Origin of the sequence: Allobosea sp. 2KB_26, from assembly GCF_052115715.1 — a bacterium.
Classification (GTDB): domain Bacteria; phylum Pseudomonadota; class Alphaproteobacteria; order Rhizobiales; family Beijerinckiaceae; genus Allobosea.
The window spans coordinates 195,832-208,258 of the sequence record NZ_JBFRHE010000010.1; the positions used below are offsets into that span (position 1 = coordinate 195,832).

Sequence of the window (12,427 nt, forward strand, 5' to 3'; positions counted from 1 at the left end):
GCGCCCGCGAGCCAGCCATGACCAGCGTCAAGCAGAAACCCACGCCCCGTCCGTCCAGCGCCTTCCTGACAGTCGATCCCGAGCGCGACGGCAAGCAAGTCGGCTTCGTCATGATTCCGCATTCGCCGCATGACGACGCCTGGGGCGCGACGCGGATCCCGATCGCGATCATCAAGAACGGCTCCGGCCCGACGGCGATCCTCGAAGGCGGCAACCATGGCGATGAATATGAGGGGCCGATCACGATCTGCGACCTGATCCGCGATCTCGATCCCGGCCGCGTGCAAGGCCGGCTGATCCTGATGCCCGCCAATAATTCGCACGCCGTCATCGCCGGCCAGCGGACGTCGCCGGTCGACGGGCTGAACTTCAACCGGACCTTCCCGGGCGATCCGCGCGGCACGATCACCCAACAGATCGCCGCCTATGTGAGCGACCATATCCTGCCGCTCGGCGATGCCTTCCTCGATTTGCACTCGGGCGGCTCCTCGCTCGACATCATTCCGAGCGCGATCGTCGAACCGACCGACGATCCGGCGCTGCACAAGCGCAATGTCGCCGCGGTGCAGGCATTCGACGCGCCGATGACGGTGGTGATCAGCAATCTCGGCGAGCCGCGCACTGCAACCGCAACCGCCTGCCGCAACGGGCTCGTTACCGTTGGCACCGAGATGGCGGGTGGCGGAACGGTTTCGCTGGAGGCGCTGAAAGTCTGCCGGCGCGGCGTCGCCAATGTGCTCGACCATCTCGGCATCGTCGCGCGCGACACACCGGAGCCGAAGCGCGGCGAGGGCCAGATCCTCGAACTGCCCGGCACCTCGGCCTATGTCTATGCCACCGCCGACGGTGTCTTCGAACCCTTCCACGCCAACGGCGCGAAAGTCAGCGCCGGCCAGCCGGCCGGCCGCATCCATTGCACCTGGGACCCGACCCGCCCGCCCGAGACGCTGCACTATGCTGCCGACGGCATCCTCTATGGCCGGCGCCAGCCCGGCCGCGTCCGGCCCGGCAATTGCTGCCTGATCGTGGCTGCGCCCTATCGCGGAGTGCTGTCGTAAGGGGGGCGCGGGCAGGAGCACATTGATTCTGCCAGGAGCGACAGAGTCAGGTCTCTTGCCAAAACTCGCAATAGCGCGTGCCGGGCTGCCAGTTGGCGATGGCCGTACGAACGTTGGTGATCGTGTTCTCCGGCAAGCCATCGACGGGAAACCAGGCCAGTTCGGCGCATTTTTCAGGCTCGGCGTTGCGAAGCTCGCCCTGCCAACTGCGCGCCTCGAAGAAGAAATCCAGCCGCTCCTCGTCCTGCGATCGGTGGAGCACTGTTGCGAAGATCAGGCTGGCTGGATCGATCTCGACGCCGCCTCCTCCTTGGCTTCGCGCGCGGCCGCTGCTCGCAGCGGCTCGCTGCCGTCGTGATGTCCGGAGACGAGACCGTAATTGCCGTCCCTCAAAACCCGTGTTCGCTCGCCGCAGCAGCAGGAGTTCGCTCCCCCGCCAAAAGATCACATAGACCGACACGATCAGCTTGAAGCGCTCCGGCTTGCCGGCGGCCTCTGCCCTGATCGACATCTAACGAACCGGCTCGACGACCTGCCAGGCCGAGCCGGTATCGTAGAAGAAACGCTCCTCGACGATGCGGTCGCCTCGCCAGCGCTGGATCGCGAGTTCTTCCAGCCGCCGCGTCACGCCTTGCTTGTCGGAGGCATCGAAGATCCAGTGAATGACGACCCGGTCGCCATCGACCAGCACGGCGCGGGGTGGGTGGGTGTGCATCCGGTTGAGCCGGGCGAGCGCCCTGGCCTCATGCGCCATCAATTCGTCGCGTCCGCGGCGCGGCTCGGCGCCGTTCTCCTGCATCGAGGCATCCTCGCAATAGAAGTCACGGATGGCGCCGACATGATCGCCACTCACGACGGCTGCGACAAAGGCCTCGACGCGCTGGCGATCAGGCATGGTCGGTCTCCTCCGGATGATCCGTGCCGGCATTTATGCACGGCCTCAGCCGATCAGCCAGAGCTGCGCTGACAGCCTGCGTCAGGAGGACAGCCGGTCGCCAATCCGGGCGATCATGGCCATCGCGCCGGCCAGTTCAGCATCGGTGATAAACTCCTCGGGCTTGTGCGCCCTGTTCACGTCACCCGGCCCACAGACGATCGCGGGGATGCCCGCGGCCTGGAAGAGTCCGGCCTCGGTACCGAAGCTGACGGCCTGCTGGCGCGGTTTCCCACAGACGTCCTCGGTCAACCCGACCAACGGATCCGCATCGGGCAGATCGAGCGGCGGGTAGTCGCTCATCGTCTCGAAGCCGAAGACGACATTGTGCCCATCCGCGACAGCAGCAGCATGGATGCGCTCCGCCTCGCGCGGCAGGAAGGTCAGCAATCCGGCGGGCTCCTGCCCCGCGATGGCGCGAGCCTCGACCTCGAAGACGCATTGCGCCGGAACGATGTTGATGCCGGTTCCGCCCTGCACCGTGCCGACCTGGATCGTGGAATAGGGCGGGGCAAAGCTGTCAGCGAAGGGGCCTTGCGCCGCATGCCGGCGCGCCTCGGCATGGATGGCTGCCATCAACTCCGCAGCGTAGTGAATGGCATTGTCGCCGAGATCGGTCCGCGACGAGTGCCCGGCCTTGCCGTCGACCGTGACGCGTTGAGCGATCTTGCCCTTGTGACGCAAGACGGGATGGAGATCGGTCGGCTCGCCGACGATGCAGCCGGCCGGCCGGGGACAAAGCTCCGGCAGCCGCGCGATCAGGTGACGAACGCCGACGCAGCCGACCTCCTCGTCATAGGACAGAGCAATGTGGACCGGCCGCGCCAGCCGGCGCGAGGCGAGATCCGGCACGCTCGCCAGCACGCTGGCCACAAACCCCTTCATGTCGACAGCGCCGCGCCCGATCAGGCGGTCGCCATCGCGGCGCAAGGCGAAGGGCTGTCCGACCCAACCCTCGGAGGCAGCAGGCACCACATCGAGATGGGCCGAGAGAATGATCCCGCCCGGCTCACGCGGTCCGATGGTGGCGAAGAGATTGGCGCGATCCCCCTCCGGCCCCGGGACGATGACGCTCTCGACGCCATGGCCGGCAAGATATCCGCGGACATGCGCGATGATCGCCGCATTCGGCGTCCGGCAAACAGAGGGAAAGGCCACAAGATCGGCCAGAACCGTTTCGACACTCGTCATGACAAGCCACGTGATTGAAGCGGCCGTCGATCGGGACCGCGCGGGAGGGAAGCGCAATTCTAGCAGAGGGGCAGCTCGCAATCCGTGCCCGTCTGGCACCCGGAGGCGCCCCATCCTGCTGGGATTGGCCCTGTCGCCGGCAGAATGTTCCGATCTTGCGGTCCGGGACGAGAGAAGCCTCGCCCCGGACCGCGCATCGACCGCGGCCGTCGGTGCTGGCCGCTTACTTCTTCTCGATGTTCCAGAACAGCATCACCGGTGCGGCGAGCACGCCTGAAATATTGCTGCGGCGGGCATAGGGCTGGTCGAACTGACCGAGCACGCGATAAGGCTGTACGACCGTGAGCCGGCGATGCAGCGCTTCGATCGCGAGCTTGCCGCTCGCCTCGTCCGGAGCATCGACGACAGCGCCACGCAGCCGCTCGGCCTCGGCATCGCAGGGCCAGCCGGCCCAGGCCTTCTCGCAGCCCATATTGGTGCCGATATTGGTCATCGGAGACTGCATCGTCGCGCCCGACGCGTAGGTGACGAACAGGTTCCAGCCGCCCTGATCCACGGTGCCGCGATTCTGCTGGCGGGTGGTGACAGTGCCCCAATCGGCAAACTGGACGTCGACATTGAAACCGACCTCCTTGAGCGACTGCGCCGCGACCTCGGCCATGCGGCCGATCGGGGCGATGTCGTTCGAGGTACTCAGCACCAGCTTCTCGCCCTTGTAGCCGCTCGCGGCGAGCAGCTTCTTCGCCGTTGCCAGATCGGGCCTGGCATAGGGTTCGGAGCCGATTTCGGTTCCGTTCGGCCCGCCACAGACGAAATAGGCATTGCAGCGCTTCCACCATTCCTCGTCGCCGAAGCCGGCGGCGAGGAAATCGGCCTGATCCGTGGCATAGGCCAAAGCGAGCCTGGCCTTGGGATTGTTGAACGGCGGATAGAGGTGGTTCGGCCGCAGCATGACCTGGTTGGCGAGGTTCGAGTAGCGCTCGACCTTGACGTCGCGTGTCCCGGCGATGGTCGAGATCAGGTCCTGGCTCGGCTGCTCCCAGATATCGATCTCGCCGGTCTGGATCGCAGCCGCCGCCGTCGCGGCGTCCGGCATGATGATCCATTCGACGCGGTCGAGCTTGACGACGCGGCCTCCCGCCAGGCCGTCGGCCGGTTCCGAGCGCGGCACATAATCGGGGTTGCGATCATAGACGACGCGCGCGCCGCTGCGCCATTCCGCCCGGTTGAAGCGGAAGGGGCCGCTACCGATCGATTCGGTGACCGGCTTCATCGGATCGCTCTTGGCATCGCTCTCGCGCATGATCACCGGGATCTGGCCGACCGCCGAGCCCAGCGCGAAGGGTACCAGTGCCATCGGCCGCTTCAGCTTCAGCGTGAAGGTGCGGTCGTCGACCGCCTCCAACCCTTCCGTATATTCGCCGAGCTTACCGCCGATCGTGTCGCGCGCCATCCAGCGCTTCAGCGAAGCGATGACGTCGCGGGTCGTGACCGACTGGCCGTCATGGAACTTGAGGCCGGGCCGCAGCGTGAAACTCCAGGACAGCTTGTCGGGAGCGGTCGAGAAGCTCTCGACCATCTGCGGGTGCGGCTGCAGCTTTGAATCCCAGGCGAACAGCGTCTCGTAGATCATCAGCCCATGCATGCGGGTGATGACGATCGAAGCCGCAACGGGATCGAGCGTCTTGAGGTCCGCATGCGGCGCGACACGCAAGGTGCGGCTCGGAGCCGGCTGGGCCTGTGCCTCGAGGCCGAGCGTCAGCGACGCGGCGCAAAGCAACAGTCCGGCAAGGCGGGAACGGATCATCGGGCACCTCCAACGTCGTCGACACGATCGAATTGCAGGACGCGCGCCCGGTGGCTGTCGAGGCGCAGGGAGCCGTCCGGCTGCAGCCACAAGCAAGGCCGGTGCCGCCAGGGACCATGGACAAGATCGGCGAGCGCACGCCCCCCCGGCAAGGGGGTCAGCCGGGTGGTCATGCCGACCGGCTCGGCCCAGGGCCATTGCGCCGTGCCGTCCGTTTCAACCGTGATCTCGACGCCGAAGCTGCGCTCGCGCCAGCGACCGACGAGGTGCGGGTCGAGCGGCGTGTTGGCGGGAACGCGCAGGAGGCGACGCTCGACGCCACCGATCCGTGCCTGGATCTCGTCTTCGCCGAGCGTGCCGAGCTCGATGTCTAGATAGGAAGGCAGGCTTCTCAGCCTGCCGTTCTCGCCGACGACAAGACGCTCATACCCGCCCATGACGCTGATCGAGTCTCCACCGAATTCGGCCCAGAAGGAACCTTCCTCGCTGAGATAGAGGCCAGTCGGCCCCGCCTTCGGTGCCTCGGGCAGCGCTTCGCCCAGAAGCGCCGCAAGCACGCGCAACGCCGGCCAGAGCGCCTCCTCCTCGCGATTGCTCAGCACGACGACGCCAACGCCATGCTCAGGCGCCATCAGGAAGTGGTTGCGGTAGCCGGTCAGAGACCCGCCATGGCCGATCACGGTGGTGCCGAGAAGCGGAGTGCTGACCAGGCCGAGGCGGTAGCCGCTCTCGCGACCATCCGCGAACTGGCGCGGCGCGGTGAGCTTCTCGAAGAGGCCGGCGAGCGGCCCGCGCCCGGCCATCAGATCGGACGCCCAGATCGCCAGCGCCGATGCGCTGCCGACGAGCCCGCCTGAGGCAGAGAACTGGAAGCCGTAGCGCCCCCGCCGCCAGTTCACGCCATCGTGCCAGTAGCCAGTTGCGAGATCGGGCACGATCTCGCTCTCGTCCTCCGGGAAGACGAAGGGCAGCGCGAGAGGCCCGAACATGCGCAGCCGCAGGGCCTCGCGATAGGTGATGCTGCGCTGGGCCGGCAGCACCGACTGCGCCAGCCGCCAGCCGGTATTGGAATAGGCCATCTCCTGGCCGGGCACGGCATTGATGCCCGGTAGGCGCTGAGCGAAACCGTGAATCTCGGGCGCGCTGAGGCTCGTGGTGTAGGGCACGCCGAGCTGCCACAGGGTCTCCATCATGTCCGGCAGGGCGCCGGTCATATCTAGCGCGCGGCCGAGAGGCACGGCAGCTATGGCCGCAGGCAAACCATCCAGCAGGCTGCCGAGCGGTGCGTCGAGCGATATGCCTTCCAGCAGCAGCGTCGCCGCCATGAAATGCTTGCTGATCGAGGCCAGACGATTGGGCGTATCCGCCGTAAAGGGCGTCTGTTGTTCCAGGTTGGCGAAACCACCGGCGCACGCCTCGAGCCGTCGCTCCGCATCGAAGATGACGACCGCACCACCTGGCCCTGCCTGATCGGCCCAACTCTTCGTGATAACGGCTGCTTCCGCCTTGGCCCGTGTCCAGTCCAGCATGATTTCTCCCTCGCTTCCCCGCTAGTGTTAGAGAGGCATCCGCAGGCGACATAGGCCCTGCCACTGCATGGCAGGCACGCGGAAACCGTCGGAACGAGACGCAGCAAGAGCCGGACGGGCGGGGGCCGCGCTACAACACCTTGTCCAGAAACCCCTTCGTGCGCTCTTCGCGTGGATTGCCGAACACCTCGGCCGGCGAACCATGTTCCACGATCACGCCGCCATCGGTGAAATAGACATGATCGGCCACCTCACGCGCGAAGCCCATTTCATGGGTGACGAGGATGCATGTCATCCCTTCTGCGGCGAGGTCCTGGATCGTCACCAGCACCTCCTTCTTGGTTTCGGGATCGAGTGCGGCGGTGACCTCGTCGAACAGCATCACCTTCGGGTTCATCGCCAGGGACCGCGCAATCGCAACCCGCTGCTGCTGACCGCCCGAAAGCTCGCCGGGATAGGTCGCGAGCTTCTGCGAAAGGCCGACCTTGGCGAGAAGCTTGCGCGCCCGCTCCTCGACTTCCGCCTTGTCCTGCTTCAGCACATGGATCGGTGCCATCATCACGTTCTGAAGCGCGGTCTTGTGAGGGAAGAGGTTGTATTGCTGGAAGACGATGCCGACGTCGCGACGCAGCGCCAGCTTGTCGAGCTTCGCATCGTTCACCTCGCGACCGGCGAGCTTGATCGAGCCCTTGCTGATCGGCACCAGCCCGTTGATGCAGCGCAGCAGCGTCGACTTGCCTGAACCGGAAGGGCCGATGATGCAGACGGTCTCGCCACGCCGGACCGTGAGGCTGACATCCCTGAGGACGGAAAAGCTGCCGAAGGATTTCTCGACCCCCTCGACCACGACGACGGGCTCGCCCAGTTGATGACGGCTCGCCATGGCTCAAGCTTTCACGTTGAAGCGCCGCTCCAGCGCCAGCGTCGCCCGCGCAATCGGGTAGCAATAGGCGAAGAACATCAGGAGCAGCAGCAGGTACATCGGGATCATCAGTTCCGGCCGGCTCTCGGCGATCAGCGCCGCGCGGGTGACGGAGAGCGCATCCTGGATGCCGACCACCGAGATCAATGTCGTCGCCATGGTCAGGATCGCGTAGAGGTTCATCCAGGGTGGGAGCATCCGCTTGAAGGCCTGCGGCAAGATGATCATCCACAGCGTCTGTGCCCGCGTGAAGGCGAGCGCATCGGCGGATTCCCACTGGCCGGCGGGAATCGACTTGATGCCGCCGCGCACGATCTCGGAGACATTGGCCGCAACCGGCAGCGCAAGTCCGATGACCGCCTTCACCCAGGCTGGGAAAGCGATCGTGATGCCGAACATCCGAAACTCGAAGGGCAACAGGAACATCGCGTAGAACAGCAGCACCAGCCAGGGCGCATTGCGGAAGAATTGCGTGACGCCCCAGGCGGTCTTGCGAACCGGCGCGAGCAGCGAGACCTGCGCGATGCCGACGAGCACGCCCACGACGGTGCCAAGCGCCATCGAGAGGAAGCTGATCAGGATATTGAACAGGAAACCCTGGAAGATCAGCGGCGCCCAGCGCAGCAGCACGGTGACCGCGCCTTCGCCAGCCGGGCGCGCCGCGACCTGCGCAAGAGCCAGCGAAGCGCCGAATAGGATGACGAAGACAGCCAACGTGCCGCTGCTCAGCATGACCGGCGCGGCGAAACCCGAGGGGGCGATCGGCGCAGGCGCGCGGAACGGCTTGAGCACCGGCAGATCGGTTGAGCCGGACCTCATGTCGAATATCCTGGAATGCGCATCGACCGCTCCCAGCGGCCCATGATCCAGACCAGTACCGCCACCAGCCCGACATAGGTGACGAGCAGAACGTTCATCATCTCCCGGACGTTGAACACCTCGGACCAGATCTGCGAAGCCGCATAGAGCAGCTCCGGCACGCCGATGGCATAGGCCAGTGTCGTGGTCTTCACGAGATTGATCAGGTTGTTGTTCAGCGCCGGCAGGCAGATGCGGAAGGCGAGCGGCAGCACGACATGGAGATAGAGCTGCAGACGGGTATAGCCGAGCGACTCGGCCGCTTCGACCGTCGTCGATGGCACGGCCTCGATGCCGGCGCGAAAGATCTCGACATTGAAGGCGCCGGCGAAGAGCGAGAACGCGATGATCGCCCAGCCGGTCCCGGAGACCAGCGGCGACTGGCCGCCAAAACCATCGCTCACCGTCGGCAGCAGGCTCGCCACGGCAAAGTAGAAGAAGGAGAGCTGCACCAGCGGCGGCGTGTTGCGGAAGAACTGCACATAGACGCGCACCACAAGCCGGCCGAGGCGCGAATTGCCGCCGGCGAGCCAGACACCGATCAGGCCGAGCGCCATCGACGCGATGATCGAGACCACGCAGATATAGGTCGTGGTCCACAACCCGGTCAGGAAGCGCGAACGGTCGAACGCATCGTAGAAGACCGAGAAATTCAGCCCCTGCGTATCGTTCAGCCACTGGAAGAAGGACGCGATCAAGGAAACCTGCTCATGCCGCAGCACCGTTTCAGCCGAAGGCCCATCGTCATCCGAGGCGCCAGGCCCCGGAATGCCGGGATCCCTCGCACCGCGCGGCGATGGATCCCGGGTCAGACCCGGGATGACGTGACAGAGGCTGCATCAACGCAGCCAATCGAGCGCAATCGCGCTACGAAGCTGACTTCAGCTTCTTGTTGGTCTCGATCAGATAGGGGCTCTGCTTGATGCCCCATTTGGTTTCGAGCTCGAGTAGCTTGCCGCTCTTGTGCCAGTCGACCGACATGTCCTTCACCAGCTTGCCGAAGGGACCGTCCATGTCCTCGAGACGAATGCCGATCGCCCAGAGCTGCGGGTCTTCCGAAGCCAGCGGCATTTCGTAATTTGCCCATTTCGGATCGCCTGCGGCCAGTGTCGAGACGATCAGCGTGTCGTCGAACAGGAAGGCGACGCAGTTGTTGCCCTGCAGCGCATTCAGCGCATCCGGTACCGAGGGGAAAACCACGAGTTCAGGCGCATAGAGCTGCGAGACGCGGCGGTTGTAATAGGCTCCCTGGACGCCGCAGACCTTGCGCCCCTTCAGATCTTCCCACTTCTTCAGATTGGCGCTCTTGGGAGCCAGCACATTGGTGGCGCTGGCATAGTAGTTCGGCTCGACCATGCCGATGACCTTGCGGCGCTCAGGCGTGTCCCCCATCGTCGCCAGGACCATGTCGATACGGCCCTGCTTGAGGAACTCCATGCGGTTGGCGGCGATGACGGGGAGCATTTCCAGCTTGACGCCGATCTTGTCGGCGACCGCCTGGGCGAGATCGATCTCGAGCCCGACGATCTTGCCGGACGGCTCAAGGAAGCCCCACGGCTTGTAGTCGTTCTTCACGCCGACAGTGAGGACACCCTTTTCCTTGATCTTGGCGAGAGAATCCTGGGCAAGCGCCGGCATAGCGGCAAGCATGGCGGCGCAGGCGAGCGCGAGCGTGAAGGTACGTTTCATGGCAACCGGTCCCCGTTGTTCTGTTGGGGCCTAGAGTTTCGACCTACCCCCATTTCGAATTGTCGTCATACGACGTTTTCTTGACGCATAGCGTCAAACCGCCGTTCGGTAAGGGACACGTTCGCCGCGCGGCGGGTGATTGAAGCGGGCGCGATAGGCACGGGAAAAATGGCTCGCACTCGAAAAGCCGCAAGCGAGTGCGACCTCCAGCACCGACAGGCTGGTCTGGCGCAGGAGATGGCGGGCCCGCTCCAGCCTGAGGCCGAGATAATGCTCTCCGAGCGAACGCCCGAGATGCAGGCGGAACAGCCGTTCGAGCTGGCGCAGCGAGACTCCTGCCGTACGGGCGAGCTCGCCGCGCGAAAGCGGCGTTTCGAGATTCTGCTCCATGCGCCCGACAACCCGTAGAAGCGGGGCATGGCTGACGCCGAGCCGCTCGCGCAGCGGCATGCGCTGCGGCCCCTCGCCCTCGCGCACATGAGTCTGGAGGAACCACTCGCTGACGGCGAGAGCCAGTTCGCTGCCATGTTCGCGTGCGATGACGGCATGCATCATGTCGAGCGGGGCGGTGCCGCCGCTCGACGTCAGGCGGTCACGGTCGATCTCATAGAGCGAGCGCCGCAGATCGAGCTCCGGATAGTCTTCGATGAAGGCCGGCGCGTGTTCCCAGTGGATGGTGAAGCGGTAGCCCGTCAGCACATTGGCGCGCGCCAGGATGTAGGGCCCGCCCGAGATGCCTCCGAGCTTCACCCCGCGGCGCGCCAGCTGCCTGAGCCAGGCGAAGGTCGGCTGGTGCTGGAAGGCAGCAGGGTTTCCGCCAGCGCAGACGAAGACGTAGTCGAGACGGACATCATCGCCGACAGCGAAATCGGGCTGGATGCGGACGCCATTGGAGGCGGGGGCCGGGGATCCATCGATCGAGACGTGACTCCAGCGATAGAGGTCCCGCCCCGAGAGCCGGTTGGCCGCGCGCAGAGGCTCGATCGCCGTTGCATAGGCGAGCAGCGCAAAATCCGGAATCAGCAGGAAGCCGACATGGGTGGGCGCCCCGTCTTCGTACCTGTCGTTAGCAGTCAAGATCGCGTCGCTGATGGTCATGTCCGGGAGACTATGTTCGGCAATCTCACGATGACAAGCCCGGCGCGAATTCCTGTCCGGCATAGACGTCCCGGGTGCCCCGATGCGCTATTCGATTTTCTCCCTCGCCGCACAGACGCTCAAGGGTCATCGCGGCTGGACCCCGGCCTGGCGTGATGCGGCGCCGAAGGCCGAATACGACGTCCTGGTCATCGGTGGCGGCGGCCATGGGCTGGCAACCGCCTATTACCTCGCGAGCCAGCATGGCATCACCAACGTCGCGGTGATCGAGAAGGGCTATATCGGGTCCGGCAATGTCGGACGGAATACCACGATCATCCGCTCCAACTATCTGCTGCCCGGCAATACACCGTTCTACGAATGGTCGCTGAAGCTCTGGGAGGGGCTGGAGCAGGACATCAACTACAACGCGATGGTCAGCCAGCGCGGCGTGCTGAACCTCTACCATTCCGACCCCCAGCGCGACGCCTATGCCAGGCGCGGCAATGCCATGCGGCTCGCCGGGGTCGATGCCGAGTTGCTCGACCGCGAGCAGGTCCGTGCCATGGTGCCCTTCCTGAACTACCGGGATGGCCGTTTCCCGATCCAGGGCGGCCTCCTGCAGCGCCGTGGCGGCTCCGTCCGGCATGACGCCGTCGCCTGGGGCTACGCGCGTGCCGCCGATCAGCGCGGAGTCGATATCGTGCAGAACTGCGAAGTCACCGGACTGACAATCGAAGGCGGCCGCATCACCGGCGTCGAGACGACGCGCGGCGCGATCAAGGCCAGGAAGGTCGCGCTTGCAGTCGCCGGCAACTCCTCCCGGCTCGCCGGCATGGCGGGGATGCGGCTGCCGATCGAGAGCCACGTGCTGCAGGCCTTCGTCTCGGAAGGTGTGAAGCCGCTGATCGACAATGTCGTCACCTATGGCGCCGGCCATTTCTACATCAGCCAGTCCGACAAGGGCGGCCTCGTCTTCGGCGGCGATATCGACGGCTACAATTCCTACGCCCAGCGCGGCAACCTGCCGGTGATCGAGGACGTGATGGAATCGGCCATGGCCTTGTGGCCTGGCCTTGGCCGCATCCGCATGCTGCGTCACTGGGGCGGCGTCATGGACATGTCGATGGACGGCTCCCCGATCATCGACCACACCCCGGTCCAGGGCCTCTATCTCAATGCCGGCTGGTGCTATGGCGGCTTCAAGGCGACGCCGGCCTCCGGCTGGTGTTTCGCCCATCTGATCGCCCGCGACGAACCCCATGAGGTCGCGACCGCCTATCGGCTCGACCGGTTCGCGACGGGCCGCCTCATCGACGAAAAGGGCGCTGGCGCCCAGCCGAACCTGCACTGAGCCGGCTC

At 65.3% G+C, this 12,427-nt stretch carries 12 protein-coding genes; 2 read left to right on the plus strand and 10 right to left on the minus strand.

The window, feature by feature from the left end:
* Positions 1 to 17: 17 nt before the first annotated feature.
* Entirely contained in the window at positions 18 to 1,058 is a 1,041-nt protein-coding gene (locus AB4099_RS24080; protein ID WP_441479881.1) for a succinylglutamate desuccinylase/aspartoacylase family protein, read from the plus strand.
* A 46-nt stretch (positions 1,059 to 1,104) separates the two neighbouring features.
* Here AB4099_RS24080 and AB4099_RS24085 read toward each other — a convergent pair whose 3' ends face one another.
* From AB4099_RS24085 to AB4099_RS24130, 10 genes are all read right to left on the minus strand, one after another.
* Positions 1,105 to 1,518, minus strand: a complete 414-nt coding sequence (locus AB4099_RS24085; protein WP_441479882.1) for an NUDIX hydrolase — start codon at positions 1,516 to 1,518, stop codon at positions 1,105 to 1,107.
* A 51-nt stretch (positions 1,519 to 1,569) separates the two neighbouring features.
* Positions 1,570 to 1,953 carry a nuclear transport factor 2 family protein gene (locus AB4099_RS24090; protein ID WP_113518802.1) on the minus strand — a complete coding sequence of 128 codons (384 nt, stop codon included), beginning with the start codon at positions 1,951 to 1,953 and terminating at the stop codon, positions 1,570 to 1,572.
* An 81-nt stretch (positions 1,954 to 2,034) separates the two neighbouring features.
* On the minus strand, positions 2,035 to 3,183 hold the full coding sequence (argE, locus tag AB4099_RS24095; protein WP_441479883.1) for an acetylornithine deacetylase: 1,149 nt from the start codon (positions 3,181 to 3,183) through the stop codon (positions 2,035 to 2,037).
* A 223-nt stretch (positions 3,184 to 3,406) separates the two neighbouring features.
* Complete coding sequence (locus AB4099_RS24100) at positions 3,407 to 4,990, minus strand: ABC transporter substrate-binding protein (RefSeq protein WP_441479884.1); 1,584 nt, start codon at positions 4,988 to 4,990, stop codon at positions 3,407 to 3,409.
* Entirely contained in the window at positions 4,987 to 6,519 is a 1,533-nt protein-coding gene (locus AB4099_RS24105; RefSeq protein WP_441479885.1) for a serine hydrolase domain-containing protein, read from the minus strand. Before AB4099_RS24105 ends, AB4099_RS24100 begins: the two co-directional genes overlap by 4 nt.
* 130 nt (positions 6,520 to 6,649) lie before the next feature.
* Positions 6,650 to 7,402: an amino acid ABC transporter ATP-binding protein gene (locus AB4099_RS24110; protein ID WP_113518798.1), complete on the minus strand. Its 753-nt coding sequence runs from the start codon at positions 7,400 to 7,402 to the stop codon at positions 6,650 to 6,652.
* Between the two features lie 3 nt (positions 7,403 to 7,405).
* Complete coding sequence (locus AB4099_RS24115; RefSeq protein ID WP_441479886.1) at positions 7,406 to 8,260, minus strand: amino acid ABC transporter permease; 855 nt, start codon at positions 8,258 to 8,260, stop codon at positions 7,406 to 7,408.
* A complete protein-coding gene (locus tag AB4099_RS24120) occupies positions 8,257 to 8,997 on the minus strand; it encodes an amino acid ABC transporter permease (RefSeq protein WP_441479887.1) in 741 nt (246 codons plus the stop codon). The genes AB4099_RS24115 and AB4099_RS24120 overlap by 4 nt, the downstream gene beginning before the upstream one ends.
* 169 nt (positions 8,998 to 9,166) lie before the next feature.
* Positions 9,167 to 9,988 (minus strand): transporter substrate-binding domain-containing protein, encoded by an 822-nt coding sequence (locus tag AB4099_RS24125; protein ID WP_441479888.1) that lies wholly within the window; start codon positions 9,986 to 9,988, stop codon positions 9,167 to 9,169.
* A gap of 93 nt (positions 9,989 to 10,081) precedes the next feature.
* The gene (locus tag AB4099_RS24130) at positions 10,082 to 11,086 is read right to left on the minus strand and encodes a GlxA family transcriptional regulator (protein WP_113518795.1); all 1,005 of its coding nucleotides are present in this window, start codon (positions 11,084 to 11,086) and stop codon (positions 10,082 to 10,084) included.
* Between the two features lie 82 nt (positions 11,087 to 11,168).
* Between AB4099_RS24130 and AB4099_RS24135 the strand changes: the two genes are divergently transcribed.
* Positions 11,169 to 12,419 carry a sarcosine oxidase subunit beta family protein gene (locus tag AB4099_RS24135; protein ID WP_113518794.1) on the plus strand — a complete coding sequence of 417 codons (1,251 nt, stop codon included), beginning with the start codon at positions 11,169 to 11,171 and terminating at the stop codon, positions 12,417 to 12,419.
* Positions 12,420 to 12,427 lie beyond the last annotated feature (8 nt).